A 25,589-nucleotide genomic window follows, 5' to 3' on the forward strand; every position below is an offset into this window, starting at 1 on the left:
TCCGACTGCGCCCCCCTGAGCGAAAGGCCTGCCGCCCATGAGCTATGAAACGCCCGGTCCTGTCGAAGCCGAACTGCGCGATGCCATCAGCCCGATCGAGGATATCATCGAGGATGCCCGCAAGGGTAAGATGTATATCCTCGTCGATCATGAAGATCGCGAGAACGAAGGCGACCTGATCATCGCGGCGGAATTTGCCGATGCGGCTGCGATCAATTTCATGGCCACCCACGGGCGGGGCCTGATTTGCCTGCCGATGACGGCCGAGCGGATCGACCGGCTGGGCCTGCCGATGATGGCGGTGAACAATTCCTCACGTCACGAGACCGCCTTTACCGTCTCCATCGAGGCGCGCGAAGGGGTTTCGACCGGGATCTCTGCCGGGGATCGGGCGCTGACGGTGGCAGCTGCGATCAACGAGCAGAACACGATGACGGCAATTGCCACGCCCGGTCACGTATTCCCACTGCGCGCCAAGCGGGGCGGCGTGCTGGTCCGGGCTGGCCACACCGAAGCGGCGGTCGATATCTCGCGTCTGGCGGGGCTGAACCCGTCAGCGGTGATCTGCGAGATCATGAAAGAGGATGGCACCATGGCGCGGCTGCCGGATCTGGTGGCATTCGCCAAGACCCATGACATGAAGATCGGGACGATTTCGGACCTGATCTCCTATCGGACAAAGAACGACAATCTTGTGGATGAGACCGGTCATTCCACTGTGACCTCGGAATACGGCGGCGATTGGGACATGCGGCTGTTCACCGACCAGACCCATGGCGTGGAGCATGTCGTCTTGATCAAGGGCGACATTACGACACCTGAACCTGTGTTGACGCGGACCCATGCGCTGCACGAAGCCTCTGACCTGCTGGGGCTGGGGCCAAAGCCTGCGGGCGAATTGCCCCGCGCGATGGAGCTGATCGCGGCCGAGGGCCGGGGGATCGTTTGTCTGTTCCGCCAGCCACGCAATGCGCTTTACGCGGCCGAGGACGACGGGCCGCGCACCATCAAGCAAACCGGGCTTGGCGCGCAAATTCTGAATAAACTCGGCGTCGAAGAGCTGATCCTGCTCACCGACTCGCCGCAAACCAAGTACCTAGGGCTGGATGCCTATGGGCTGTCGATTGTCGGCACCCGCCCGATTCTGACCTCTGAAACCTGAAGGAGCCCTGCGCTATGGCCGGACAAGAAACCCATTACATCCTGCCGCGGCCGGAGTTTGACAAGCCGGTGAAGCTTTTGATCGTGGTGTCGCCTTACTACAAGGACATTGCCGACAATATGGTGGCCGGGGCCGTCGCGGAAATCGAGGCGGTGGGCGGCAGCTATGAGCTGATCGAAGTGCCCGGAGCGCTGGAAATTCCCACCGCCATCGGCATTTCGGACCGGGCCGCGAATTTCGACGGGTTCGTGGCGCTGGGCTGCGTGATCCGGGGTGAGACCACGCATTACGATACGGTCTGCAACGATTCCAGCCGGGCGCTGCAGCTTCTCGGATTGCAGGGGCTGTGCATCGGCAATGGGATCCTGACGGTGGAGAACCGCGATCAGGCGGTTGTCCGGGCCGACCCACAGGGCCAGAACAAGGGGGGCGGCGCTGCGGCTGCGGCCTTGCATCTGATCGCACTGGCGCGTAAGTGGGGCGCCCAGACCAAGGGAGTCGGCTTCAAGCCGTCCTCCGACTCCTATCGGCTCGCTTAATCTCAAAAACGGATCAACCTCGCATGACCTCGAAAGACGCCTCTCAACCGGTTCAGAAACCGGGCAAGAACAAGACGCAGGCCCGCTCTGCCGCGCGTCTTTACGCGGTGCAGGCCCTGTTCCAGATGGAACAAAGCGACCAGTCCTTTGACAAGGTGATCGTGGAATTCGAAGATCACCGGTTTGGCGCCGTCTATGACGAGGACGAATATGCCGAAGGGGATCCGAAGCTGTTCCGCAAGCTGGTGCGCGAAGCGGTGAACCATCAGGCCAAGATCGACCAGATGACCGACCGGGCCCTGGTGGCGAAATGGCCGATCGCGCGCATTGACCCGACGCTGCGGGCGCTGTTCCGGGCCTCCGGTGCGGAACTCCTGGAGAGCGATACCCCGGTCAAGGTCGTCATCAACGAATTCGTCGATATCGCGCGGGCCTTCTTTCCCGAAGGCAAAGAGCCGAGCTTTGTCAACGGGGTGCTCGATCATATGGCGCGCGAGGCGCGGCCCGAGGCCTTTTGATCGCGGCGGATCTGGACGGGCTGCTATCTGACGGAAGCCCAAGGCCGTTTTGGACAATTTCACAGGCGCGTTGCAGTGGCGGCGCGCCTTTTTTGATGCGGTCCCGACGGGACGCGCGGCCGTGCGATGACGCCGCGCGATCCGGCTGCGCGGCTATGCGTACGCACAAATTTTAGTCGAAATTTGCGTTGACGCGCGAAACCTGTCAGCCTGACGTCACGACCGGTCCTGTCCTTGCGGCACGGGCCGGTCGACCCGGAAACAAATCGCCCGCAGGGGCTGGCAGACACAGGAGGGGACGTGTTTCACAACTATAGGGCGCCGACAGATCCGGCGCATGAGGTCGCGTTGCTGAGGCGGGCTGAATTGGTTCAGGCCGACGTGGCAGACCTACGTGGCAGACCGACGCGGCAAAACTGGTCGCTATCGACAGGGGGGCCGGGGACAGGCGGCCGAAGACAGGGCACGGGAGACAGTCGGCGCACTGGCCCACGCCTCGGGGCGTCGAACGACGTTTGGGCCGCAAACCGCGTGTATGTCGCCGCAGATCGTCCCGCTTCGACACGTTTCCACCGTGAATATTGATTGACGACCTGAAACCTTTAAATGAAAGGCGGCAGAAATGACCGACCCTACGACGGAAACGTCCGACGGCATTCCAAGTCCGGACGGCGCTGCGCATATCATCGATACCAATTACGAAATCGGGCAGGACAATGTGGAAGGGAATGTCGGGCCATTTGGGTTTGATATTCACAACCCGGTGTTCGCGATCTCCGGCCTCGCCATCGTGGCCTTTGTCTTTTACACGCTCGCGTTGCCCGAGCAATCGAACGATGTTTTCAAATGGCTGTTCAGCTTTGTGACCAAGGGGTTCGACTGGTTCTTCCTTGGCGCGGCGAACATCTTTGTTCTCTTCTGTCTGTTTCTCATCGTTTCGCCGCTCGGCAAAGTGCGCCTTGGGGGCACAGAAGCGGTGCCGGATTATTCCTATATCGGCTGGTTCGCGATGTTGTTCGCGGCCGGCATGGGCATTGGCCTGATGTTCTATGGCGTGTCCGAACCGCTGAGCCATTTTGCCTCCTCGATGGGCGGCACGGCGACCGAGGGCGGGCTGCGCACGGACTGGGCCCCCTTGGGGGCGGCGTCTGGTGACGAGGCGGCGGCGATGCGGCTTGGCATGGCGGCCACGATCTTTCACTGGGGGCTGCACCCTTGGGCGATCTATGCTGTTGTGGCACTGGCGCTGGCGCTGTTCAGCTACAACAAGGGCCTGCCGCTGACGATCCGGTCCGCCTTTTATCCGATCTTTGGCGATGCGGTCTGGGGCTGGGTCGGTCACGTGATTGATATCCTTGCGGTCTTTGCCACGTTGTTCGGGCTTGCGACCTCGCTGGGGTTTGGCGCAACCCAGGCGAGCGCTGGCCTGAACGAGCTGTTTGGCCTGCCGTTGGGGTCGACCACCGAAGTGCTTTTGATTTCCGGGATTACGGCCATCGCGCTGGTGTCGGTCCTGCGGGGTCTTGATGGCGGGGTAAAGATCCTGTCGGAGATCAACATGGGGCTTGCCTTCGTGTTGCTGATCTTTGTGCTGCTGGTGGGGCCGACGGTGTTTTTGCTGTCGCTGTTCTGGGATTCGCTGCTGGCCTATGTTCAGTATCTGCCGGCGCTGTCGAACCCGGTGGGCCGTGAGGATGTGAACTTCAGCCAGGGCTGGACCTCGTTCTACTGGGCCTGGTGGATCTCCTGGTCGCCCTTCGTCGGCATGTTCATCGCCCGCGTCAGCCGGGGGCGGACCGTGCGGGAATTCATCATCTGCGTGCTGTTGATCCCGTCGATGGTCTGCGTGCTCTGGATGAGTGTGTTTGGGGGGACTGCGATCTATCAGGTGGTCAGCGATGGCTACACCGTTGCGCAGGAGGCGGCGCTGGAACTGCAATTGTTCAAGATGCTGGATGTCTTGCCGCTGGCGGGGATCACGTCGCTGGTCGGGATCGTTCTGGTGATCGTGTTCTTCGTCACCTCGTCCGACTCCGGCTCCCTGGTGATCGACACCATCACTGCGGGCGGCAAGGTCGACGCACCGGTGCCGCAGCGGGCCTTCTGGTGCATCTTCGAGGGGGCGGTCGCGATTGTGCTGCTGCTGAGCGCGGGCGGCTTGAACTCACTGCAGTCGATGGTGATTTCGACCGGCCTGCCGTTCACGGTCGTGCTGCTGGTGATGTGCTACGCGATCCTGCGCGGCCTGATGAGCGAGAAGCGACACGCCTGATCTTTTTTGGCGCGTTGCCATGACACCCAGATTGCGGCGCCTCCCTGAAAAGGGGGGGCGCCGTTTTTGTGGCGGGTGGCCGAGGCCGGTCAGGTCTTTTGATTCTGGCCCAGCAGCGCCTCCAGCTGCGCGCGCGTGATGTCATCCAGCCGGTCCAGATGCACGGTCAGGCTTTTGCCATCGGTGCTGGTCTCGGTCGGGGGCAGGGGGCCATTGCGGCCCGGCGCAATCGCATAAGGGTGCACATCGCGCGAGATGCCTTTGAACTGCATCGGGGGCATCGGTTCGGCCACCACAAAGTCGCGCACATGGGCATAGGTCTCATGGCTCATCACGATGCCGCCGGGTTCGGCCGCCGCTTCAAGCCGCGCGGCCAGGTTCGCCTCGGCGCCAATGATGGTGTAATCCATCCGCGCCTCAGAGCCGAAATTCCCCACGTTGCAATAGCCGGTGTTGATGCCGATGCGGGCGCGGAACGGGCGGTCGATGCCACGGGCGCGCCATTCCTGCTCCAGCTGGCCAAGCCGCTCTTGCATTTCCAGCGCCATGCGGACGCAGGCACGGGCATCCTCGACCGCTCCCAAGGTTTCCGGGTCGCCAAAGAAGGCCACGATGGCATCGCCGATGAATTTGTCGATGGTGGCGCCGTGTTTGGCGGCAATGGTGGACATTTCGGTGAAGTATTCGTTCAGCAGAGCGGTCAGTTCCTCGGGCTGCAGGGTCTCGGCGGTCTGGGTGAAATCCTTGATGTCGGAAAAGAACACCGTCAGCTTTTTACGCTCGGTCGAAATGGAGGCGTCCTTCTCCCCGGAAAAGATAGACCGATAGACCTGCGGCGACAGATACCGCGAAATCTTCATCGAGATGCCGGCGAGGAATTCATTGTTGGAGGCAAGTTCCTCGCTGATTTTCTTGAACCGGTTGGCCAGACGCAATTGGTGGAGCGCAAAGACGACGCCAAAGGTGCCCGCAACGATCATATAGGCCAGCAGGTGGCTAAAGGACATCAGGCTGACGGCCACGGGCTGACTGATGCTATAGGATTGAACCCCGCGAATATCCCCCACCTGCCAATCGGTTTTCGGGCTGCCGGGGTGGCTGTTGTGACAGGCGACGCAGGCCTCTTCCATGATCACGGGGGTGACCATCGTGACATGGTGCGACCGCCAGTCAGCGGCTTCCCCCCGAAAGAACATGTAGTGATCCGTGGCGCCATTGCGGTAGCGGTCCAGCGCCGTTGTCTCTGCCTCGGTCAGCAGTTTCTGATCGCGTCCGTCGAACGGATAATCCGACGCAAACCGATAGGACACATCCAGCCCGTGGGCCGCGATCTCGTCGCCAAGCTCGATCGACATGGTGGCTGGAATAGGTATCGCGCCGTCGAGGTCGTGGTAATCATGGGTGGCGATCGTTGGGGTGTCAGGATCAATGCGCGCAATGACGTTGCGCGCGTAATATCCGCGAACCGTGTCGAGCACCGCATCCAGCGCCTGCCCCTGACGGCGCAGCGATTGATCGGTAATCGCCATCATGTCGAGCCAGACCACCACAGGCAGCGTCAGAATTGCCAGCGCGATGCCCCAGTTGATCAGATGGGGCTGGTTCACGAGGAAGCGGCCGATACGGCGTGTGAGTGTCATGGAGCTCTGTTTTCCCTTCAGGCTTGCCTTGGTTTGCCGCGGATCCGGCCCTCGCTATCGGCTATCTGCCTTATTCTACGTCACAGGGCGAGAAAATCGTCGCTGCAATCTCACTGAAACTGGAATTTAATCGGGGTCAGGCTATCTTTGAAAAATGCTGTCAGGGAGGACGCGATGTTGGGGATGGGAAAGCTGTATCGGCGCCGGGTGCTTTGGCTGGCAAATGCAGTCGGTCGCTTCGGGGCCGCGGTTCTGCGCTGGGGGCGGGAAAGCCACCCTGTGGCGTCGGGCCAGATTGGCACGCAGCAATTGCAGCCGGCCTATGCCAATGCGAAGATCAAGTCCGGGCGGCAGCCCAGGATCCGCCGAGATTGATCGCGATCTGCCTGCGTGGCAATTTCTCCTGAGTGACAGCGATCAGCGGCGCAGATCAGCGCCATGGTCAGGCGCAGCCGTGGCCTGAACGCCCGCGCGTTTGACATGCGCACCAGCATCACACGTCAACCCGCATCGCGCGACCGAGTGCGACCAGATCCGAACAGTCACACTGTCCCACCGCTGCCAAACGGCAGCAGCCTAGAGCTGTGGTTCATGGAAAGCGGCGGGAACCACCAGTCAACCGTGTGGCTTTGATTCCCGAGGACCTGTATGTACAGGTGGGCGCCAGGTAAACGGACCAGGGTCCGCACAGAGCCAGCTCCCTCGGAATTGCTTAAGGCCACTGGAATGCTGCCGGTCACGAGAAGGGCAGAACCCGCCTGCAACAACACTTAGTGCGCGTATGCCCCGGGCACAAGGGGCGCTGGATCGCAGCAGGGTTGATTTTTGTTCACGAATTGTTCACCATGGCGGTATGATCCAGTTCGATCCTGAAAAGAATGAGTTTGCGGATGAGTGCGACCCCGATGCATCCCTGCGCGCGGATGGCTCCGGCCCGGTGCTGCAGCCGGGGCAGCGGCTGGCGCGTGGGGTGGCTCGTTACCTGCGCTCGATCGGATTTGCCTCGGTGGAGGAATTCGTTCCGGACCGGGGGCTGCGGGTTGACGTCATGGCGCTTGGCCCAAAGGGAGAGCTTTGGGTGATCGAATGCAAATCCAGCCGGGCCGATTTTCAGAGTGATGGAAAATGGCACCATTATCTGGGCTGGTGCGATCGTTATTTCTGGGCGGTGGATATGGCGTTTCCCACAGAGCTCTTGCCGGAGGAGACGGGTTTGATCCTGGCAGATGCTTATGACGCCGAAGTTGTTCGTATGGCACCCGAGGACAAGCTGCCCCCCGCACGTCGGAAGAAACTGATCCAGAAATTCGCGATGGACGCCGCGCGACGTTTGCAACAGATGCGGGATCCGCGACCGGGACGTGACGGTCTGCTTTTCGACGGAGGCGCTGCGCAAACCCAGGTTCAGACCGGCTCAGACTAGGCGCTCTGTCGCCTGTCAGCAGGGCGTGCCGACAGGGGTACAGGGTGGGGATCAGGCAATAAGATCCATCGTCGCCTTGGCTGGAGGTACGATATAGATAATATCGTTGTGCCCATCGAGCTGCAGCGCAATGATCTGCTGTTTCTGTTGCGTTTCAGCAGCTTCTTCGCTGGCGTCCCGTGCAAAGGGCTCTGCCATGGCCAATAGCGGATCTTTGCGCGCTGAAAGGGTCGATGTCTCTGCCAGCTTTGGGGTTTCGACCTGGGTTGTGTCCCGCGCGGCGTGCAGGGTTTCCGCTGGCGTAATCCGTTCCGGCGAAGGCGCTGTTGCGGGGTCTTTCTCCAGATCGCCGGTCAGGCCGACCTGTGTGGTCGTAATCAGATCTGCCGATTGCTCGGGGTTTTCCGGTCGCAACTGGGCATAGGCCTTGCGGGCCAGGGCGATCAGATCCTGGCTCGCGCGTTGCTGGTCTTCGGTGAGTGGCAGATTGACGACCACATTGGCCGATTTTCCTTGATCCGACGTCGTGGTGGTTTGCAGGACAGACGTGCCCAGAGGCATCTGCTCTTGCGCGCGCTCAGACGCAACGTCCGCATCTGACAGGCCAACGATCATGACCCCTTCGTCCATCACGTAGATTACCCTTGGTTCGCGCGCGACCGCGGCATCAACCGCCACCTCGGGCTGCGCCATCGGTGAGGCCGAGCGTAAAGCCGCCGGGGATTCTGCCGCCGACGGGGGGACGTCTGGCGTACTGCCGGACTGCTGCATCGCCGTACCGGAAGGGTATACCGCGAGGGCATCCATGTCCGCGTCCGGTCTGGCGGGCAATGACGTTTGAAGCTGGAGAAAGCTGAGAACCTTCTCCATCCGGTTTACGGTGTCGGATATTCTGTTGATCGCGGATTGCCAGCCTGGCTCTGGCGGCTTGGTGACCCGATCAATCAGCTGCTCACGCGCTCGACGGGCTTGAGTGACGTGGTTTTGTAGCTGGTTCGCGGTCAGGCTGTCAGAGGTGGACAGAGAGAGCGCAGCAGCATGTGGGTCATTCGCCGAGGCAATTGCACTGGGCAGATTCACCGAGATCCCCAATGGGGGGGTAGTGTAATGATACATAACAAACGCTCCAAGTAGAGACTTGACGTCCCTTAATCATTTGGAGACCGAGGTTAACACCAGCCTAATTCAAGTAAATGGAACGCCTCAAATTGAACAGGTTTTGCCGCTCTGCCATGGTCGTTAGCCAATTAACCGGCGCCTCTTGCGGTAACTTTACGAAAGCGGCTCAAGGATCCGGTAACACTTGTGGCGCAAGACAACCGGCCAGCAGCTGTGGCTGCAATATCTGCCTTAAGCGCGTTCTGCCTCAGGGGGCGACAGCGCGAGCCGCCTGTGCCGCTGCCCGGATTTCATCAGCGATTTCATCAGCTTCTTCCGGTTCGAAGTCCATTGGGATTTCGACTCCGTCGGCCTCGATGAAAATGCGAACCATGCCAACATCGGTGGGGCCGATTTGCATGTTCGCCTCGACGTCACGTTCGGTATTGATCCCCATTGCCTTGCTCCTTCGCACAGGATTGCGGTGAGCATCTCTGCTAGACCGCAGTTACTTAAAATGCAAGATGCTGACCACATCTGAGGGGTGTGAGCGGCCGGCACAGGCCTGTTTCGGGATGTGAACCAAGGCGTGGATAGGGCGAATCACGCCGTCAACCCCGCTGCGAACCCGTTGCCGGCAGCAGGCCGATCCCATCACAGGTCGGCGCAACAGGAGGACAAAGCTCCGCAACACGGAGATTTTCAGCCCTCGATGAAAAACTTGTAACAAGGCCTCTTGCACTCCGAAATTCTGTGCTATAAACGCCCCCTCAGTGCCGCCTTAGCTCAGTTGGTTAGAGCGCTTGATTGTGGATCAAGAGGTCCCTGGTTCGAGACCAGGAGGTGGTACCATTCTTCCGATCTTAAGTATTTGAAGTCTGTGATCCCAGCGGCGTTTGGTGGTCGCGGCGCTGTCGGTGCTTTGCCGCTGCCAGGGCAGCATGTGGGCCAATCTATCGGCAATTGGCGCAATCAGGCCGACCGCGATCCCTCACGGTTGAACGCGCGGCATAGACCCTGCGATCACATAGACGCGCGACATTCCGGGGCGGAACGGACTACTCTCCAGCAGTCTGCGTGCCTGTTGTCGATGTGGTGGTGCCATCGCTGTCGGAGGTGCCGACCGCCAGAAGCACGGTGGTTGCCACTGCAACGACGCTTAGCCCGGTGCCCGCCAGGCCACCGGTTCCAAGGCCGGATCCACTGGAGCCTGAGGTGGAATTCGAACTCGAAGAATTTGGCGTCTTTTGTCGGCAGGTTGCCTGAAGCAGCCCGCCTGGCAGATAGTTGGCAGAGATCAAATCGCCGGATCCACAAACCAGACGCGCCCGCGCCTCTGCGGTGGCAGAGCCTTGCGCGACAGCTGATGCGCTGGGCAGGGCGAGGAGAAGGCAAAGAACAAGGGTATTTGGCTTGGCGGAAAAGGACATCGGAAACTCGTTTATAAAATGCCAACGAAAGAACGCTTCTGGCGCAGTATAGACATAGAACCGGAGGTTTTTCGATGCTTTTTGTGAAGGTCACCAGGACGTGAGCGAAATCTGACCAGTTTTGCAGCCCGACCGGCGGGCCGATGCCAGCTCTGCGTGCTTCTTGTCGGAGCGGGCCGTGCAAACCCATCGCCGGAATCGCGGACGGCCGGTCGCGAGGTCGGGTGGCGCGCACGCGGGTTTCTTCGGTTGCGCACGTTTGCAGGCTTCGCAGCCGCCGCTTCCTGGGGTAGTTTAGGGCAAATGTGATTTTCATTTTTCAGTTGGAGAGGTTGTTATGAAACGGACGGTGGCGGCAATTGGGGCGGCATTTCTTGTCGCTGGTGGGCCCATGGCGCAGGCACAGGTGGTTTTCACCGTTGTGGTGCCCTCAGGCCAATTCGGCTCAACGCAGTTTCTGACTGAAATTCTTGGCAGCCTTGCGACGATCAAGGCCTTCTGCGGCGGGCTGAGTGATACCAGCTATCGTGTGGATTGCCTTGCGGAGCGGCTGAACGCGGTCTCGGCTGAGATGCCCGAGGGCACAGATTACGATGAGGTGCGCGCCGTTCTGACCGACACGTCGATGAAGCTGGAACAGCTCGCGCGGGGCAATCAGGATCGGGGCAAGAAGCGAATTAACGTGGCAACCGAAAGCGCCGGTGCGACCGCGCGCCCGCTGGTGGCGGTGGATGACGCGCGGCTTGCGGCTGTCAACCAGCAGGCCGAAGCGATCCTCGAAGAAGCTCGCACGGTGCTGTTGCGCAGCACAGGATCGAAACAGCGCCAGTCGCAATACACCCGCATCGCGCAGGCCATCGATTCAAGCAAGGTACTGCTGCGCTCCTGACGCGCATTTTGGTCCGGAACCAACGGGACCGGCTGCTCGGGCACAGGCTGCGCTCAGTGGATGGTGACCTCTTGCCGGATGTCGCCGGTTTCGCCATCAAGGATCAGGATGCGGTCGTCCGTCGTGACCACGGCGATCCAACCGGGGCCGAAGGTCACAGCCCGCGCTGTCGCCCCATCGGGCAAGGAAATCTGCTGTGGCAGCAGCGGGGTCGTTTTTCCGTCCGACAAACGGATGACAAGCAAGGCGATTACCACTAGAACCCCGCCCACCATGATCACGGTCAACGTGGTCACGAGGCGCCGCAGGAAACGCAGCTGCGCCGGTTCGTCTTGTGTCTCAGGCTCGGAAGGAAGTGTCATGGCCAGCCGCCGCATAGAATTTGTGATCGCGGGAAACCCGCCTAAGCGGCTTGATAAAGCGATTGCGCGCGATGTGCCAGAGGCGGCCACGCTGTCGCGCACCCGTCTGGCCCGGTTGATCGAGGACGGTGGCGTCCAGATTGATGGCGCCGTGGTGACGGATGCCAAGGCAAAAGTTGCCGAAGGGGCATTGGTCGTGATCCAAGTGGAAGAGGCCGAAGAGAGCCACATCGGCCCGGAAGACATCCCTCTGGACGTGGTGTTCGAGGATGCCGATCTGATCGTGATCAACAAGCCGGCCGGCATGGTTGTCCACCCCGCTCCCGGTAGCCCCTCGGGCACCCTGGTCAACGCGCTCTTGCACCATTGTGGCGATGATCTTTCTGGGGTTGGCGGCGTGAAGCGCCCCGGCATCGTGCATCGCATCGACAAGGAGACCTCAGGTCTGCTGGTGGTTGCGAAATCCGACGTTGCCCATCAGGGGCTGGCGGCCCAGTTCGAGCGGCACACGGTCGAACGATACTATCGCGCCCTGTGTTACGGCACGCCGGATGGCAACGATCCCCGTCTGCGGGGGATTCGGGGGGCGAGCTTTGAGCCGGGACATATCCTCAAGATCACCACTCAGCTGGCCCGCCACAAGACCGATCGCCAGCGTCAGGCGGTCCTGTTTGAAGGCGGGCGCCATGCCATTACACGGGCCCGCATCGTCGAAGCCTTTGGCACGCCTGGCGTCGTCGCCCTGGTGGAGTGCTGGCTGGAGACCGGTCGCACCCATCAGATCCGGGTGCATATGGCGCATGTTGGCCATGGGCTGGTCGGTGACCCGACCTATGGCAGCAAGCGCAAGCTGTCGCCAAAATCGCTGAGTGCGGAGGGGCGCGCTGCGGTGGATGGCTTTGCGCGGCAGGCGCTGCATGCGGCCGTTCTTGGGTTTGATCATCCGGTGACCGGTGCCGCGCTGCGGTTCGAAGCGCCGATTCCCCAGGATATGCAACGTCTCATGGATGCGCTCCGTCGACCGATCACCTGATAGACTGCGGCCCCTCTTGTCCCTCTGATGGCAGGGGGGGGCGGCTGGGCGTCGTCCTTCAGCCCCGAAAAGCCGAAATTTCGGGTGGGGGCAGTTTGAGGGCGCCGCGCCGCACATCTGGCCTGTTTTTCTGCTGCAATTGGCAAGCCGTGGCCAAATCTTGCCAGTTCCTGCGAAATCTATTGAACAAATCGGCGCTAAAATGCGTTGAAATACAGAGTGTTGAAAAGAAACCGAGTATTTTCGGCACCTTTTGTGACGCATTTCACAGAGGGCGGCGGGATCGCTTTGTATAACACTTGCCAAGGGGTCGCTTGAAAAAGCCAAATGAGAGACCCAAATAGGGCTGATGTTAAGCCCTTATACATTGGAAAGGGACAGATCTTATGGCGAATTTTGCAAACCTGCCCGCACCGACTCCCGAAGGCGGGTTGAATCGTTACCTGCAGGAAATCCGCAAGTTTCCCCTGCTGGAACCGGAAGAAGAATACATGCTGGCCAAGCGCTGGGTGGAAGAGCAGGACACCGAAGCGGCCCATAAGATGGTGACCTCGCACCTGCGGCTGGCTGCCAAGATCGCCATGGGGTACCGCGGCTATGGGTTGCCGCAGGCCGAAGTGATTTCCGAAGCCAACGTGGGCCTCATGCAGGCGGTGAAGCGGTTCGACCCCGAAAAAGGCTTCCGTCTTGCCACCTATGCGATGTGGTGGATCCGCGCGTCCATTCAGGAATATATCTTGCGGTCCTGGTCGCTGGTAAAGCTCGGCACCACCTCCGCGCAAAAGAAACTGTTCTTCAACCTGCGCAAGGCCAAGGCCCGTATCGGTGCCCTTGAGGACGGTGATTTGCGTCCGGAGGTCGTGAAGAAGATTGCCACAGATCTGGGCGTGACCGAGGACGAGGTGATTTCGATGAACCGCCGCATGTCGGGCGGCGATGCGTCGCTGAATGCGATGGTTGGCAGCGATGGTGACAGCAGCATGCAATGGCAGGACTGGCTCGAAGATGAGAGCGCAGACCAGGCCGGCGATTACGAGGCGCAGGATGAACTCCAGGCGCGCCGCGAGTTGCTCGCTGAGGCGATGACCGTGTTGAATGACCGTGAAAAAGACATTCTGACCCAGCGTCGTCTGGCAGAGCGTGCCAAGACGCTGGAAGATCTCAGCGTGCAGTATGATGTCAGCCGCGAACGTATCCGGCAGATCGAAGTGCGTGCGTTTGAGAAGCTGCAAAAGAAAATGCGGGAACTTGCGGCGGGCAAGGGCATGTTGCAGACGGTCTGACCTGCGTCACGTCAAACACCCTCCCTCAGAACATAGAAGAAAAGGGTCACCAGCCGGTGGCCCTTTTTGCGATCTACCCAGCCCCACAGCGCCAGTGCGATGGGCGCACCAACAGGCAGCCAGCGGCATAGTGCTCCTGACGGGGAGCGTCCGTGCGCGGCGCGTTCTTAAAACGGTCGATTGTGAGGGGAGATACCTGCGGGCGAGCTGCGAAAAACGGAGCGGGCTGCTGGGGGATCCTGCGTTGGCTGGCTGGATGGCCGATGCGCTGGCTTGGCTGGCGATCTTGCTGGGATCCATATGGACCTGGCTGGAGAGCGAGCTGCTGGCTGCATGGTGTCTGGCGTGCTGCAGTTGAGACCTGTTTAGCCACAGTATCGCCGGAGGTCAATAAAAAAGTGAACTAAATCAATTAGTTGACCAATGTTGTCGGGTATCTAATCCGACTGTTATGCTCAGGATTGGCCGGTCCTCGCCCGATCCTGTTGGATAAACCGGCTGCAACACGGGCAACACGTCTGCCGCAGGCCGAGGGCCCGCGCGAACGAGGTTTGCGTCATGGCGAGGCTGGGACTACTGTGCGACCAAAATGTACCCGCATCGAAATCGAAGGAGAAAGCCTATGTCTAAACCCGTCCGTTGGGGGATTCTCGGGGCTGCCAAATTTGCCCGTGAACAGATGGGACCGGCGATCCACGCGGCGCATGGCGCCGAGCTGGCTGCCCTTGCGACGTCGAGCCCGCAAAAGGCCGCACCGTTCCTGGCTTTTGCACCGGGGCTGGAGGTTTTTGACAGCTACGAGGCGCTTCTGGCCGATCCGTCCATTGATGCGGTCTACATTCCGCTGCCGAACCATCTGCATGTAGAATGGGCGCTCAAGGCGATGGATGCAGGCAAGCATGTCCTGGTGGAAAAGCCCGCGACACTCAAGGAAGCGGAGTTTGACGAGCTGATCGCAAAGCGAGATGCGACGGGCGTCCTGGCCGCCGAGGCCTATATGATTGTCCAGCATCCGCAATGGCAAAGGGCGCGCGAACTGGTGCAGTCTGGCGCCCTGGGAACCCTGCGTCATGTCTCGGGGAAGTTCTCTTATGACAACCGTCAAGAGATGGAAAACATCCGCAACCGCCCCGAAACCGGTGGTGGGGCGCTGCGTGATATTGGCGTGTATGTGCTCGGGTCTACTCGTTTTGTAACCGGAGAAGAGCCGGTCGATTTCAGCGCACAGATTTCTTGGGAAAACGGTGTTGATGTCCTGACGAACATACAGGCGCAGTTTCCGGGTTTTCTCTATACGGCATATGTCAGCACGCGCATGCAGCCCTGGCAGGAAATGGTGTTCCATGGCGACAAGGGCGTGCTGCGCCTGACCGCCCCGTTCAATCCGCGCGTTTTTGGCGAGGCGAGGCTGGAGCTGCACCAATCCTCTGGCGTGGATGCGGTTCCGGGGCAGGTGCTGGTCGAACGCTTTCCACAGGCCGATCATTACAAACTGCAGGTCGAAGCATTTGGGGCAAGCCTGCGGGACGGCACCGCCTATAGCTGCCCACTGGAGTTTTCGCGCGGAACCCAGGCGATGATCGACCGCATTTTCGAGGTGGCGACCGAGCTCTAGGGAGATCTTGGAGAGGCGGAAAAGGGGGGCTAGCCTATGGGCGGCGGGCCGCCTGGGACGGGTGCGACCTGTTACAGGGGTCGCCGCATGACCAGTTGAGGCCCCCCTATGCCGCTGTCAAACAGTTCACCTGTCCGGGCAAAATCGGCGGTCAGATAGCTGCGGATCGCAACTTGGTTGCGGATGTTCACGGTCAGGATCAGAGCCATGGCTGCAGGGTAGTTGTCGCGCAGCAGCGCTGGCAGCGCCCGGAGCGCGGCTGTCCCGATGCCCATGTTCTGACGGTCCCTGTTGATCATAAAAGCGCGCAGACCCAGATCACCGTCGCGGGCAAAGGCGTAGGTCTGTGGGTATTTGTGATCTATCTTGAAAAAACCGACCGCATCCCCCGAGACGGACACCGCGTAAAAATCCAGCCCCGCCTCGTCAGAGGCAAAGGCCATATCGACGGTGCCGCAATAGACAATTTGCTCGGGCGCCACTTCGATATGGCGCACCAGAGCGTAGTCGGATTTTTGCAGCCGAAGAAAGCTGATGTCATGCGTCTTAGTCATTGGTCGGCTATGTTGCATAGAAAAGGCCCGCCGTCACCTCGGGCGGGCCAATATATGCCGTTTTTCGAAGCTGTGCGCTGAACGTCCTGCAGAAGGTCGTCGACAATCCGCGCTGGTGCTCAGTCTTCCATCGCTTCCAATTCGTCGATCAACCCGGAGATCATGCTCAGCCCCTTGTCCCAGAACGCGGGGTCGGAGGCATCAAGACCGAAGGGCGCAAGGAGCTCCTTGTGGTGCTTGGAGCCGCCGGCCTTGAGCATCTCGAAGTATTTCTCCTCGAACCCTTCGGCCCCTTCGGCATAGACGGAATAGAGCGCATTCACCAACCCGTCGCCAAAGGCGTAGGCATAGACGTAGAAGGGCGAATGCACGAAGTGCGGGATGTAGGCCCAGAACGTCTCGTAGCCTTCCATGAAATCAAACGCTTCGCCCAGGGATTCGGCCTGAACGCTCATCCAGAGCGCGTTGATGTCATCGGGCGTCAGCTCGCCGTCTGCGCGGGCGGCGTGCAATTTGCATTCAAAGTCATAAAACGCGATCTGGCGGACGACCGTGTTGATCATGTCCTCCACCTTGCCGGCGAGCAGCACCTTGCGTTCTTCCTTGGTCGTGGCCTTTTCCAGCATCTTGCGGAATGTCAGCATTTCGCCGAACACCGATGCGGTTTCCGCCAGCGTCAGCGGGGTCGACGACAGCATCTCGCCCTGATCGGCGGCCAACACCTGATGGACACCATGACCCAGCTCATGCGCCAGGGTCATCACATCGCGCGGTTTGCCGAGATAGTTGAGCATCACGTAGGGGTGCACATCCGTGACCGTGGGGTGGGCAAAAGCACCGGGCGCCTTGCCGGGCTTGACGCCGGCGTCGATCCAGCCCTTGTCGAAGAACGGCTGTGCCAGGGTCCCCATGCGCGGGTCAAAGGCGGCATAGGCCTCCATCACCGTGTCGCGCGCTTCGTCCCAATCGACAATTCGCGTCGTTTCCATCGGCAGGGGGGCGTTGCGGTCCCAGACCTGCATGCGATCCAGGCCAAGCCACTTGCGCTTCAGTTCGTAATAGCGGTGGCTGAGCTTGGGGTAGGCGGCGACAACCGCCTCGCGCAGGGCCTCGACCACTTCGGGTTCGACATGGTTCGACAGGTGCCGCCCCATTTGCGGGCTTGGCATGCCCCGCCAGCGGTCGATGATTTCTTTTTCTTTGGCTTGCGTGTTGTGAACACGGGCAAAAATCTTGATGTTTTCGGCAAAGACACGGGCCAGTTCGCGGGCGGCGGCTTCGCGCTTTGAACGATCCTGTTCGGTCAGAAAATTCAGTGTCGCCTCGATGCCCAGCTCGTCGCCGTCCAGTTCGAACGTCAGCCCGGCGATTGTCTCGTCAAAGAGCTTCTCCCAGGCGTCGCCGACGATGCCGAGGTCGTGCATGAAGCGTTCCAACTCGTCCGAGAGCTGGTAGGGTTTCATCGCACGGATCCGGTCAAACACCGGCTTGTAGCGTGCGAGGTCGGTATTGGCGTCGAACAGCGCATCAAGACGACCATCGTCGATGCGATTGATCTCTAGCGTGAAAAAGACCAGAGGGGTCGTGAAGACAGTGATTTTTTCCTGTGCATCAGAAAGGAATTTTGCGCGATCAGCGTCAGTGGTCAGCTGATAATAGCGCAGCCCGGCATAGGACATGATGCGTCCGGCGATACTGTTGATCTTTTCGTTGCGCAAAACGCAGGCGAGCAGGCCATCGGCATCCAGATCGGCGAGCTTGCCCTCGTAGTCCGCAGCAAAGGCGGCGCATTCGCCCTGCAGCCAGTCGAGATCCCGTTTCAGTTCCGGCGCGTCATCCGACGCATAGAGATCGCTCAGGTCCCATTCAGGCAGCTTGCCAAGCCCACCCGCATCGGAAGAACTCGGATTGGCATCGTATACGGGGAAGGGAAGTTGGAACATTGGGGGCGCCTCCGTCTGGTGTCATCTTGTGCGCGGGCGATGTGAAGGACAGGCCGGAACGGAATGTGGAACAGGTCGACATTCGTTTCCGGCGGTCCGGCCGCCTGCGGTTCCCCAAACACTTAGGCCTCGCTGGCGGGCGGCACAAGCGCCCAGAGGTGTTTCGCTTCGGGCAGAGCCCGAAGCGACCGGCGCCGCGCGCGCCCGTACCGGGCGCGCGCGGCGCCGGGCCCAACCCGAAACGATCCCGACAGGGGATCGGGCGAGGGGCGGGAGCCTCCGCCCCGGTTCTGCCAAAGGCCGTCCCCGGTTGTTGTGGTCGGCGAAGGGGGCGTCTGTCTGTTATCTGGCGTGGGAAAAATGGGTGGCGATGGCGTCGGCCACCCGGTTGCGCGTTTCCGGTCTTTCGATCAGAATTTCATGTTGCGCGCCCGCCACGATTTCCAATCGGCCGTTGGGCCAGCGGGCCATGCGGTCGTGGATGGGCGCGGTTGCAACGATATCTTCGCGGTCACCCAGAAACGTGATGCATGGCACATCGGGAGAGGCCGAGGCGGCCAGGGCGGCGCATTCCACCATTGCCGCGCCAAGCCATTGGATCGTCGGCCCACCCAGCACCAGATCGGGTTGTGCATCCATCTGCATCTGCAAAAACGCGTACATCTCCGGGTCGGTGGTCAGCAAATTGCCCTCGAAGGGCGCGATCTGCACGTATTGCTCGATCTTGGTGGTCGGAACCAGCCTGTGGTTGAGGCCGAGCTGGGTGCGGAACCGGCCCAGCAGGCGCGCCAGTGGGCGCAGCGCAAAAGGGATGCGGATGCCCCACATCGGCGCCGTGAACACGCAGGCCTCGACAGGCAGCCCGTTCATCAAGGCGCGCAGGGCAATCGCGCCGCCCATGGAGTGGCCCAGCACGAACCAGGGCTTTGGCAGCTTGAGCGCTTCGGCATGGGCCTGCAGTGCAGCAACATCGCGCTGGAATGCGTCAAAATGGTCCACATGCCCCAAGCGCCGGTCAGACAGCGCCCGGTCCGCCAGACCCTGACCGCGCCAATCGACGGTCAGAACGCAATAGCCACGGGCGACCATATCTTTCGCAAAGGGGCCATATTTTTCGATGTATTCGGTGCGGCCGGGAAACAGGAAAATCGTCCCCGCAGGTGCGGTCCCGTGACCTGCGGACCCGGCCTGTGGGGGGGGCCAATGGCCTGCCCGGATGCGCAGGCCATCGGAGGTGGTCAGCCAATGGGCCGCGCCGCCCTCCGGTCCCTGCGCGATGTCGGCATGGAAAGGAGCGGCGCTGTCGGCGGTCATTGGCTGATCCTTCATCGTGATCGGGCCGTTGCCTAGGCCAGAACCTGAGCGAGCTTCATTGCGACGCCCATGTCACCGTCAATCGTCAGTTTGCCACCCATGAAAGCGGACGTCGGGTTCAGCTCGCCGGACAGAATTTCCTGAAAGGTTTCTGCGTCAGCGGTCATGGTCACATCGGTTTCCTCGTCCGCGACGCGTGCACCATTGCCGTCCAGCACAATCGTGCCTTCGCCGGTGATGTCAAATTTGGCAGACCCGTCGAACCCACCGTCCATCTTTTCGTTCAGCTGGGCTGCGGCCTGTTCCAGTGTGTCGCTCATGTTCATTGTCCTACCTAGAGTTTCATGCGGTGCGCATAAAAATGTGAAGCTTTTGTCCCGGGGGCTGGATTTCGCACCCGTAGTGGTTACCTTTTCAAGTATGGGCGCTCCTTGCACGAATCTCAAAGCTATCGTGGCGGCAATTGCAACCGTCATTCTTGTTACACTCCCGCTGGGCGCTGTGGCACAGGACCTGTCCGCGACCGATTTTTCGGATCTGAGCGAGGCAGAACTGTTGGCACAGCTGGAGGCAGGCGACCCGGACCAGGCCGCCGCGCTGGACCGGGAGCTGCAAGCCTTGTGGAGCAAGAGCGGTTCGGCGGCGATGGATCTGTTGTTGCGGCGCGGCCGGGACGCAATGGCGCGGCGGGACTGGGGCGCGGCGCTGGATCATCTGACCGCGCTGACAGACCATGCGCCAGAGTTCTCCGAGGGCTGGTCAGAACGGGCCCAGGCCCAGTTTCACGCGGACCGCTTTGGCCCTGCGGTGGCGGATCTTGAACGGGCCTTGGCGCTCAACCCCAATGATTACAATGCGATTTTTGCGCTTGGCCAGGTGTTTGAATACTTTGATGATCCCGATCGCGCCTACGCCGCCTATGCGCGTGCCAAGGCTATACATCCCCACCATGAGGAAGTAACCAAGGCGCTGGATCGCCTGTCCATCACGGTGGACGGCACATCTTTGTGATCCCCTGAAATTGATCCCCTGGCCCCGGCGCAAGCCTGGCCCAGCGGGCGCGTGGAGACTGATGCAATGACAGCTGCATCCCGGGTCGTGGCCGTTCTTGGCCCGACGAATACAGGCAAGACGCATTACGCGATCGACCGTATGCTTGGGTATCGCACCGGGATCATGGGGTTTCCACTGCGGCTTTTGGCGCGGGAAATTTATGACAAGATCGTGCGATTGCGGGGCCCTTCGGTGGTGGCATTGGTCACCGGCGAAGAGCGGATCGTACCGCCGCGGGCCCAATACTGGATCTGCACGGTCGAAGCGATGCCCGAGGGCATGGGCTGTGATTTCCTTGCCATCGACGAGATACAGCTCTGCGCCGACCCCGAACGCGGCCATGTCTTTACCGACCGGTTGTTGCGGGCGCGGGGCCTGAAGGAGACGCTGTTTCTTGGTGCGGATACCATGCGCGGCCCGATCCGGGCGCTGGTTCCGGGAGTGGAGTTCGTGCGCCGGGACCGGATGTCGGATCTGGTCTATTCCGGATCGCGCAAGATCAGCCGCATGCCCGGACGCACCGCCATCGTGGGCTTCAGCATCGACAATGTCTATGCCATCGCCGAGCTGATACGGCGTCAGAAAGGCGGCGCAGCGGTTGTGATGGGCGCGCTCAGCCCGCGCACCCGCAATGCCCAGGTGGCGCTTTATCAGAACGGCGACGTGGACTATCTGGTTGCCACCGATGCGATCGGCATGGGGCTCAACCTGGACGTGGACCACGTGGCGTTCTCCTCCACGGCTAAATTCGATGGCCGTCGGATGCGCCCGCTGGCCCCAAACGAGCTGGCCCAGATCGCGGGCCGGGCAGGGCGTGGCATGAGCCATGGATCCTTTGGGGTGACGGGCGATGCGCGGCCGCTGGAAGAGGGCGTCGCCGAAGCGATCATGGAACATCGCTTTACGCCGCTCAAGAAATTGAACTGGCGGTCGGCGGATCTGCAGTTCGGCACCACCGATGCGCTGATCAAAACGCTCGAATCAAGCCCGACGGACGAGGTTCTGACCAAGGCGCGAGAGGCCGATGACCTGCGCGTGCTGAAAGCGCTGTCCCAGGACGCCGATATTCGCGACCGGATCACGGATGCGAGCAAAGTCCGCCTGTTGTGGGATGTTTGCCGCATTCCCGACTTTCGTGGAACCAGCCATTCCGAGCATTCTTCTTTGCTCAGCGGGATTTTCGGCTATCTTGAAGACGGCGGAGTGGTGCCGGATGACTGGTTTGCCCGTCAAATCCGTCGCCTTGACCGGACTGAAGGTGATATTGACACATTGTCGAAACGCTTGGCGTTTATTCGCACATGGACCTATGTCGCTCAGCGAAACGGGTGGTTGCGTGACGAAAGTCATTGGCGGGACGTGACCCGCACTATAGAAGACAGATTGTCCGACGCCTTGCATACGCGTCTGACGCAACGATTTGTGGACCGGCGCACATCCGTTTTGATGCGGCGGCTCAAACAGAAGGAGGCCCTATTGGCCGAAGTAAATGACCAGGGTGAAGTGACCGTCGAAGGTGAATTCGTCGGGAAACTCGAAGGCTTCCGGTTTTCGCCGGACAAATCCGCACAAGGTGCAGAAGCAAAAGCGCTGAAGTCCGCGTCTTTGCAGGCACTGGCGCCGCATTTCCATCTGCGCGCGGACCGGTTCTATAACGCACCCGATACCGAAATCGACTATACCGAACAGGGCGGCCTGATGTGGGGCGAACATGCGGTTGGCAAATTGGTGGCCGGCGCAGATCCGCTGAACCCGCGGATCGAGGTTTTTGTCGATGATGCGGCTGGCGCGGATGTCGCCCAAAAGGTCGAACGCAGACTGCAGCATTTCATTGCCCGCAAGGTTCAGGCGCTCTTTGAGCCGATGATCAACCTGCAGAAGGATGAAACGCTGTCGGGTCTGGCGCGCGGCTTTGCCTTCCGGATGGTTGAGGCCCTGGGCATTCTGCCGCGTGCCTCTGTCATGCAGGAAGTCAAGGATCTCGACCAGGAGGCCCGTGGCGCGTTGCGCAAGCATGGTATCCGCTTTGGTCAGTTCACCATTTTCATGCCGCTCTTGCTGAAACCAGCGCCGACACGCCTGCGTCTGGTGTTGTGGGGACTGGCAAATGGGTTGCAGGAATTTCCCGAGGCACCGCCGCCGGGTCTGGTGACCGTCCCAACGCCTGTTGGCGCGCCGGAGGGCTATGACACGATGGCCGGCTATCGCGCTGCCGGGCAGCGGATGATCCGCATCGACATGCTGGAACGTCTGGCCGATCTGTTGCGGGCCGAGGACAGCCGGGGCGGCTTTGAAGCGAAACCGGACATGCTGTCGATTACCGGCATGACGCTGGAGCAATTTGCCGATCTGATGCAAGGGCTCGGCTACAAGGCCGAGAAGGGCGAACGGGTCAAGGTAAAGGCCGTGGACGCCGTTGTCACCGAAACGGGCAAGGCCGCTGCTGCGGATACCCCGGTCATGGACGCCGCCGCCGAGGTCGAAAACACACCGGCCGCCACTCCTGTCGAGGGCGAGGTGGAACCCGCGCCGGCCGATGTGCCTGCTGGCACCGAAGAGATCGTCGATGATGGTGTCGCCCCGATCGCCGAAGAGCCAGCTGACGCAGTCGCCGCGGCACCGATCGCAGAGACGGATGATGGTGAAACCCCGATTGGCGAGGCCGCGGACGCTGCTGTCGACGCCCCGGAAACGGAGGTTTTCTATTCCTTTACGTGGGGTCGTCAGGCCCGTCAGGGTGGCCATGCGCGTGGTCAGCGCCGTGGTGGTGAGAGCCGCGGTGAAGGACGCGGCCAGGGCGAAAGCCGCGGCGCAAACGCCGAGGCAAACAACGGCAATCGCGGCAAACCCCGCAGCGGCGGCAAACCTCAGGGGAAGCCTGGTGCCAAGAAGGGTGGTCGCAACGACCGCGATCAGAACAAGGGCGCAAAAACCTATTCCTCGCGTCCGCCCAAAAAGGAAAAGCCAATCGATCCGGACAATCCTTTTGCGGCAGCTTTGATGGGGTTGAAGCAAGGCGACTGATGTTGGCATGAGTGATCACGCGGGCAAGATCCGGATCGACAAGTGGCTGTGGCATGCGCGGTTTTTCAAAACCCGCTCTTTGGCAGCAAAGCAGGTCGGCGCCGGACATGTCCGCGTGAATGGCTCCAAGGCGACAAAACCCTCTCAGAATGTGGCCGTTGGTGACGTTCTGACCTTTACCCAGGCGGATCGGGTGCGCGTGGTCCGCCTGATTTCCGTGTCAGAACGACGCGGACCCGCTGCTGAGGCGCAGACACTTTACTTTGATATGACAGAGAAGCAGGACAAACCTCCTGCAAATCCGAAATACGAAGGAAAAGGTCGCCCTGACAAGAAATCACGCAGAGCGCTTGGTCTTACTCGTCTCCACGAAGACTATTGACGGCTTGAAGCCTGCGCACTTGTGGATTAGCTAAACCCAAACACCAAAACGGGACGCCAGCCAAGATGACCTACGTCGTTACGGAAAACTGCATCGCTTGCAAATACACCGACTGTGTCGAAGTATGCCCGGTTGACTGTTTCTACGAGGGCGAGAACACCTTGGTGATCCACCCCGATGAATGCATCGACTGTGGCGTCTGCGAACCGGAATGTCCGGCTGATGCGATCCGACCAGATACCGAGGCGGATATGGACAAATGGGTGGAGTTCAATCGCAAGTACTCTGAAATGTGGCCCGTTATCGTGACCAAGAAGGATCCGATGCCAGGCTATGAAGCGCGCGATGGCGAAGAAGGCAAGATGGAGAAGTATTTCTCCGAAGCACCGGGCGAAGGGGGCTGAAACAGGCCTCTACACGGTAAAACTTGCGCGAAACAGCTATGAAACGAGCGTTTGCGCGTCAGTTTGACGCGCGCGCCATCTTTCGTGGCGCGCGTTTTTATGTTATGTTCCGTCTATGTAATGAAGTCGTAGAATACCGCCTGCCGTGATGACTGCGCGATTCGTGGGTCTCTTGGTGGGATTGCTGCACCAATGTATCATCCAGCGGGGCTCAACAGATTGAGGCTCGTTGGTTGTTTTGGTTCTGCACACTCGGCGTGGTTGCCGTGTCATCGCGAGGAAAGACCTGTATGACCAAATCGAAGAAGCTCGAGTTCCGCCCGAACGAATACGTCGTCTATCCAGCCCATGGGGTTGGCCAGATCATCTCGATCGAGGAGCAGGAAGTTGCCGGCTACAAGCTGGAGCTATTCGTGATCACCTTTGAAAAAGACAAGATGACCCTGCGTGTTCCGACCCACAAGGCTATCGACATCGGCATGCGCTCATTGTCCTCTCCGGATGTGATCGATCAGGCCATGAAGACCCTGAAAGGCAAAGCCAAAGTGAAGCGGGCGATGTGGTCCCGCCGCGCGCAGGAATACGAGCAGAAGATCAATTCCGGCGATCTGATCTCTATTGCGGAAGTGGTCCGTGATCTGCATCGCACCGACGATCAGCGCGAACAGAGCTATTCCGAGCGTCAGCTTTATGAAGCTGCGCTGGAACGGCTGACGCGCGAGGTTGCAGCGGTGTCCGGTGGCGATGAAATCTCCGCCGCGAAGCAGGTGGATGAGGTTCTGACCTCCCGCGTTGCTGCCTGACATCAGACTGTGCATCTTGACCAAAAGCGGCCGTCCCCTGAGGGCGGCCGTTTTTCTGTGCCGGGTTTGCGGATCGATGTGCGGGGGCGCTTCAGAGACACGCCAGCAGAACGAGCGCGGCGAATATCTCTGAAATTTGCTGTGTCGTGCCAAGGACATCCCCGGTCTGGCCACCGATCTTGGCCCGTGCCAGCCACCCGATGCCAAAGCAAAGGGGGCACAGGACCGCTGCCATGACGAGGGCGGGCCAGCCGACCGCGCCAAGGCTCATCCCCAACGCCAGCAGAAGACCGAGACAAACCCGCTGCGGTGCCGGTTTGCCGACAGATTTAGAAAGCCCGTCTGCTCTGGCGTGCGGCAATACGATCATCAGGACCGGCATTGTGGCCCGGCTCAGGACGGCCAGTGCTACAGGCGCCCAGATCGCGCCCACGGACAACAGCGCAGCAAGCAAGCTCCACCGTAGCCCAACCGAAAGGACCAGTGACAAGACACCATAGGTGCCAATCTGGCTGTCTTTCATGATTTCCAGGCGACGGTCACGGTCAAATCCCCCCCAGAACCCATCGGCTGTGTCGGCAAGCCCGTCTTCGTGCAGCGCGCCCGTCATCAAAACCTGCAAGGCGATCGCCAGCCCCGCTGCCACGGTCGGCGGCCACCAAATCAGGGCCAGCCCCGCCGCGCCCGTCGCGACCCCGCCAAGAAGCACCCCAGCCACCGGAAAGGCCCAGACCGCGCGTGCCTGCCGGACAAAGGCGGATTGCGGTAGCCCGGGCAAGGGCAGCCGGGTCAGCAGGAGCAACGCCAGCAGTATATCCGTTGCGATGGTGTCGCTTTTTCGCATCTTG

Annotated in this window: 25 protein-coding genes and 1 tRNA gene; 16 read left to right on the plus strand and 10 right to left on the minus strand. The window is 60.6% G+C overall.

What is annotated here, in order from left to right; genetic code table 11:
- Positions 1–37: 37 nt before the first annotated feature.
- The 4 genes from ribB (at position 38) to TRIHO_RS15530 (ending at position 4,491) form a co-directional block, all read left to right on the plus strand.
- On the plus strand, positions 38–1,162 hold the full coding sequence (gene ribB / locus TRIHO_RS15515) for a 3,4-dihydroxy-2-butanone-4-phosphate synthase (RefSeq protein ID WP_068245586.1): 1,125 nt from the start codon (positions 38–40) through the stop codon (positions 1,160–1,162).
- A 14-nt stretch (positions 1,163–1,176) separates the two neighbouring features.
- Positions 1,177–1,701 carry a 6,7-dimethyl-8-ribityllumazine synthase gene (locus tag TRIHO_RS15520; protein ID WP_068245588.1) on the plus strand — a complete coding sequence of 175 codons (525 nt, stop codon included), beginning with the start codon at positions 1,177–1,179 and terminating at the stop codon, positions 1,699–1,701.
- A gap of 23 nt (positions 1,702–1,724) precedes the next feature.
- Entirely contained in the window at positions 1,725–2,219 is a 495-nt protein-coding gene (nusB, locus tag TRIHO_RS15525) for a transcription antitermination factor NusB (protein ID WP_068245590.1), read from the plus strand.
- 622 nt (positions 2,220–2,841) lie between these two features.
- On the plus strand, positions 2,842–4,491 hold the full coding sequence (locus TRIHO_RS15530; protein WP_068245591.1) for a BCCT family transporter: 1,650 nt from the start codon (positions 2,842–2,844) through the stop codon (positions 4,489–4,491).
- Positions 4,492–4,580: 89 nt separating this feature from the next.
- Here the strand turns inward: TRIHO_RS15530 and TRIHO_RS15535 are convergent, their stop codons facing one another.
- Entirely contained in the window at positions 4,581–6,131 is a 1,551-nt protein-coding gene (locus TRIHO_RS15535) for an adenylate/guanylate cyclase domain-containing protein (RefSeq protein ID WP_068245592.1), read from the minus strand.
- A gap of 174 nt (positions 6,132–6,305) precedes the next feature.
- Between TRIHO_RS15535 and TRIHO_RS15540 the strand changes: the two genes are divergently transcribed.
- Complete coding sequence (locus TRIHO_RS15540; RefSeq protein WP_131811209.1) at positions 6,306–6,506, plus strand: hypothetical protein; 201 nt, start codon at positions 6,306–6,308, stop codon at positions 6,504–6,506.
- Positions 6,507–7,068: 562 nt separating this feature from the next.
- Positions 7,069–7,554, plus strand: coding sequence for an MmcB family DNA repair protein (locus TRIHO_RS15545; RefSeq protein ID WP_232367807.1), 486 nt, complete (start codon positions 7,069–7,071; stop codon positions 7,552–7,554).
- A 51-nt stretch (positions 7,555–7,605) separates the two neighbouring features.
- On the opposite strand, the gene TRIHO_RS15550 is transcribed toward TRIHO_RS15545, so the two are convergent.
- Together TRIHO_RS15550 and TRIHO_RS15555 are read right to left on the minus strand one after the other, a co-directional pair.
- Positions 7,606–8,670 (minus strand): chemotaxis protein CheA, encoded by a 1,065-nt coding sequence (locus tag TRIHO_RS15550; RefSeq protein WP_068245599.1) that lies wholly within the window; start codon positions 8,668–8,670, stop codon positions 7,606–7,608.
- A 250-nt stretch (positions 8,671–8,920) separates the two neighbouring features.
- Positions 8,921–9,109: a DUF6324 family protein gene (locus tag TRIHO_RS15555; RefSeq protein WP_068245602.1), complete on the minus strand. Its 189-nt coding sequence runs from the start codon at positions 9,107–9,109 to the stop codon at positions 8,921–8,923.
- Between the two features lie 318 nt (positions 9,110–9,427).
- Between TRIHO_RS15555 and TRIHO_RS15560 the strand changes: the two genes are divergently transcribed.
- Positions 9,428–9,504: transfer RNA gene (locus tag TRIHO_RS15560), tRNA-His, on the plus strand.
- Between the two features lie 206 nt (positions 9,505–9,710).
- Here TRIHO_RS15560 and TRIHO_RS15565 read toward each other — a convergent pair.
- Positions 9,711–10,082, minus strand: a complete 372-nt coding sequence (locus TRIHO_RS15565) for a hypothetical protein (RefSeq protein WP_068245604.1) — start codon at positions 10,080–10,082, stop codon at positions 9,711–9,713.
- A gap of 337 nt (positions 10,083–10,419) precedes the next feature.
- Between TRIHO_RS15565 and TRIHO_RS15570 the strand changes: the two genes are divergently transcribed.
- Positions 10,420–10,971 (plus strand): hypothetical protein, encoded by a 552-nt coding sequence (locus TRIHO_RS15570; RefSeq protein WP_068245607.1) that lies wholly within the window; start codon positions 10,420–10,422, stop codon positions 10,969–10,971.
- Positions 10,972–11,024: 53 nt separating this feature from the next.
- On the opposite strand, the gene TRIHO_RS15575 is transcribed toward TRIHO_RS15570, so the two are convergent.
- Positions 11,025–11,333, minus strand: coding sequence for a DUF6476 family protein (locus tag TRIHO_RS15575; protein ID WP_068245669.1), 309 nt, complete (start codon positions 11,331–11,333; stop codon positions 11,025–11,027).
- Between TRIHO_RS15575 and TRIHO_RS15580 the strand changes: the two genes are divergently transcribed.
- From TRIHO_RS15580 to TRIHO_RS15590, 3 genes are all read left to right on the plus strand, one after another.
- On the plus strand, positions 11,332–12,366 hold the full coding sequence (locus TRIHO_RS15580; RefSeq protein ID WP_068245609.1) for an RluA family pseudouridine synthase: 1,035 nt from the start codon (positions 11,332–11,334) through the stop codon (positions 12,364–12,366). The genes TRIHO_RS15575 and TRIHO_RS15580 overlap by 2 nt on opposite strands.
- Positions 12,367–12,752: 386 nt before the next feature.
- Positions 12,753–13,649: an RNA polymerase sigma factor RpoH gene (gene rpoH / locus TRIHO_RS15585; RefSeq protein WP_068245610.1), complete on the plus strand. Its 897-nt coding sequence runs from the start codon at positions 12,753–12,755 to the stop codon at positions 13,647–13,649.
- 622 nt (positions 13,650–14,271) lie between these two features.
- The gene (locus TRIHO_RS15590) at positions 14,272–15,264 is read left to right on the plus strand and encodes a Gfo/Idh/MocA family protein (protein WP_068245612.1); all 993 of its coding nucleotides are present in this window, start codon (positions 14,272–14,274) and stop codon (positions 15,262–15,264) included.
- Between the two features lie 71 nt (positions 15,265–15,335).
- On the opposite strand, the gene TRIHO_RS15595 is transcribed toward TRIHO_RS15590, so the two are convergent.
- The 4 genes from TRIHO_RS15595 to TRIHO_RS15610 all read right to left on the minus strand — a co-directional run bounded on the left by TRIHO_RS15595 (position 15,336) and on the right by TRIHO_RS15610 (position 19,395).
- Entirely contained in the window at positions 15,336–15,818 is a 483-nt protein-coding gene (locus TRIHO_RS15595) for a GNAT family N-acetyltransferase (protein ID WP_232367803.1), read from the minus strand.
- A 119-nt stretch (positions 15,819–15,937) separates the two neighbouring features.
- Positions 15,938–17,761, minus strand: coding sequence for a M3 family oligoendopeptidase (locus tag TRIHO_RS15600; RefSeq protein ID WP_068245617.1), 1,824 nt, complete (start codon positions 17,759–17,761; stop codon positions 15,938–15,940).
- 342 nt (positions 17,762–18,103) lie between these two features.
- Positions 18,104–19,075, minus strand: coding sequence for an alpha/beta fold hydrolase (locus tag TRIHO_RS15605; RefSeq protein WP_068245672.1), 972 nt, complete (start codon positions 19,073–19,075; stop codon positions 18,104–18,106).
- Between the two features lie 32 nt (positions 19,076–19,107).
- Complete coding sequence (locus tag TRIHO_RS15610; RefSeq protein WP_068245675.1) at positions 19,108–19,395, minus strand: SCP2 sterol-binding domain-containing protein; 288 nt, start codon at positions 19,393–19,395, stop codon at positions 19,108–19,110.
- Positions 19,396–19,495: 100 nt separating this feature from the next.
- Here TRIHO_RS15610 and TRIHO_RS15615 point away from each other — a divergent pair, with 100 nt between their 5' ends.
- From TRIHO_RS15615 to TRIHO_RS15635, 5 genes are all read left to right on the plus strand, one after another.
- Entirely contained in the window at positions 19,496–20,086 is a 591-nt protein-coding gene (locus TRIHO_RS15615) for a tetratricopeptide repeat protein (RefSeq protein ID WP_068245618.1), read from the plus strand.
- A gap of 66 nt (positions 20,087–20,152) precedes the next feature.
- Complete coding sequence (locus TRIHO_RS15620) at positions 20,153–23,152, plus strand: helicase-related protein (RefSeq protein WP_068245619.1); 3,000 nt, start codon at positions 20,153–20,155, stop codon at positions 23,150–23,152.
- Positions 23,153–23,159: 7 nt separating this feature from the next.
- Positions 23,160–23,534, plus strand: coding sequence for an RNA-binding S4 domain-containing protein (locus tag TRIHO_RS15625; RefSeq protein ID WP_068245621.1), 375 nt, complete (start codon positions 23,160–23,162; stop codon positions 23,532–23,534).
- Between the two features lie 65 nt (positions 23,535–23,599).
- Positions 23,600–23,938, plus strand: a complete 339-nt coding sequence (fdxA, locus tag TRIHO_RS15630; protein ID WP_068245624.1) for a ferredoxin FdxA — start codon at positions 23,600–23,602, stop codon at positions 23,936–23,938.
- A gap of 290 nt (positions 23,939–24,228) precedes the next feature.
- Positions 24,229–24,741 carry a CarD family transcriptional regulator gene (locus TRIHO_RS15635; RefSeq protein ID WP_068245625.1) on the plus strand — a complete coding sequence of 171 codons (513 nt, stop codon included), beginning with the start codon at positions 24,229–24,231 and terminating at the stop codon, positions 24,739–24,741.
- A 91-nt stretch (positions 24,742–24,832) separates the two neighbouring features.
- On the opposite strand, the gene cobS is transcribed toward TRIHO_RS15635, so the two are convergent.
- Positions 24,833–25,585 carry an adenosylcobinamide-GDP ribazoletransferase gene (gene cobS / locus TRIHO_RS15640; protein ID WP_068245626.1) on the minus strand — a complete coding sequence of 251 codons (753 nt, stop codon included), beginning with the start codon at positions 25,583–25,585 and terminating at the stop codon, positions 24,833–24,835.
- Positions 25,586–25,589: the final 4 nt, after the last annotated feature.

This window comes from Tritonibacter horizontis, from assembly GCF_001518015.1.
In the GTDB taxonomy this organism is placed as follows: Bacteria; Pseudomonadota; Alphaproteobacteria; order Rhodobacterales; family Rhodobacteraceae; genus Epibacterium; species Epibacterium horizontis.

What these genes read in the sequence shown, in the direction of transcription:
- ribB (WP_068245586.1), top strand. Translation starts at nt 38, where the DNA reads ATGAGCTATGAAACGCCCGGTCCTGTCGAAGCCGAACTGCGCGATGCC.
- TRIHO_RS15520 (WP_068245588.1), top strand. Translation starts at nt 1,177, where the DNA reads ATGGCCGGACAAGAAACCCATTACATCCTGCCGCGGCCGGAGTTTGAC.
- nusB (WP_068245590.1), top strand. Translation starts at nt 1,725, where the DNA reads ATGACCTCGAAAGACGCCTCTCAACCGGTTCAGAAACCGGGCAAGAAC.
- TRIHO_RS15530 (WP_068245591.1), top strand. Translation starts at nt 2,842, where the DNA reads ATGACCGACCCTACGACGGAAACGTCCGACGGCATTCCAAGTCCGGAC.
- TRIHO_RS15535 (WP_068245592.1), bottom strand. Translation starts at nt 6,131, where the DNA reads ATGACACTCACACGCCGTATCGGCCGCTTCCTCGTGAACCAGCCCCAT.
- TRIHO_RS15540 (WP_131811209.1), top strand. Translation starts at nt 6,306, where the DNA reads ATGTTGGGGATGGGAAAGCTGTATCGGCGCCGGGTGCTTTGGCTGGCA.
- TRIHO_RS15550 (WP_068245599.1), bottom strand. Translation starts at nt 8,670, where the DNA reads ATGTATCATTACACTACCCCCCCATTGGGGATCTCGGTGAATCTGCCC.
- TRIHO_RS15555 (WP_068245602.1), bottom strand. Translation starts at nt 9,109, where the DNA reads ATGGGGATCAATACCGAACGTGACGTCGAGGCGAACATGCAAATCGGC.
- TRIHO_RS15565 (WP_068245604.1), bottom strand. Translation starts at nt 10,082, where the DNA reads ATGTCCTTTTCCGCCAAGCCAAATACCCTTGTTCTTTGCCTTCTCCTC.
- TRIHO_RS15570 (WP_068245607.1), top strand. Translation starts at nt 10,420, where the DNA reads ATGAAACGGACGGTGGCGGCAATTGGGGCGGCATTTCTTGTCGCTGGT.
- TRIHO_RS15580 (WP_068245609.1), top strand. Translation starts at nt 11,332, where the DNA reads ATGGCCAGCCGCCGCATAGAATTTGTGATCGCGGGAAACCCGCCTAAG.
- TRIHO_RS15575 (WP_068245669.1), bottom strand. Translation starts at nt 11,333, where the DNA reads ATGACACTTCCTTCCGAGCCTGAGACACAAGACGAACCGGCGCAGCTG.
- rpoH (WP_068245610.1), top strand. Translation starts at nt 12,753, where the DNA reads ATGGCGAATTTTGCAAACCTGCCCGCACCGACTCCCGAAGGCGGGTTG.
- TRIHO_RS15590 (WP_068245612.1), top strand. Translation starts at nt 14,272, where the DNA reads ATGTCTAAACCCGTCCGTTGGGGGATTCTCGGGGCTGCCAAATTTGCC.
- TRIHO_RS15595 (WP_232367803.1), bottom strand. Translation starts at nt 15,818, where the DNA reads ATGACTAAGACGCATGACATCAGCTTTCTTCGGCTGCAAAAATCCGAC.
- TRIHO_RS15600 (WP_068245617.1), bottom strand. Translation starts at nt 17,761, where the DNA reads ATGTTCCAACTTCCCTTCCCCGTATACGATGCCAATCCGAGTTCTTCC.
- TRIHO_RS15605 (WP_068245672.1), bottom strand. Translation starts at nt 19,075, where the DNA reads ATGACCGCCGACAGCGCCGCTCCTTTCCATGCCGACATCGCGCAGGGA.
- TRIHO_RS15610 (WP_068245675.1), bottom strand. Translation starts at nt 19,395, where the DNA reads ATGAGCGACACACTGGAACAGGCCGCAGCCCAGCTGAACGAAAAGATG.
- TRIHO_RS15615 (WP_068245618.1), top strand. Translation starts at nt 19,496, where the DNA reads ATGGGCGCTCCTTGCACGAATCTCAAAGCTATCGTGGCGGCAATTGCA.
- TRIHO_RS15620 (WP_068245619.1), top strand. Translation starts at nt 20,153, where the DNA reads ATGACAGCTGCATCCCGGGTCGTGGCCGTTCTTGGCCCGACGAATACA.
- TRIHO_RS15625 (WP_068245621.1), top strand. Translation starts at nt 23,160, where the DNA reads ATGAGTGATCACGCGGGCAAGATCCGGATCGACAAGTGGCTGTGGCAT.
- fdxA (WP_068245624.1), top strand. Translation starts at nt 23,600, where the DNA reads ATGACCTACGTCGTTACGGAAAACTGCATCGCTTGCAAATACACCGAC.
- TRIHO_RS15635 (WP_068245625.1), top strand. Translation starts at nt 24,229, where the DNA reads ATGACCAAATCGAAGAAGCTCGAGTTCCGCCCGAACGAATACGTCGTC.
- cobS (WP_068245626.1), bottom strand. Translation starts at nt 25,585, where the DNA reads ATGCGAAAAAGCGACACCATCGCAACGGATATACTGCTGGCGTTGCTC.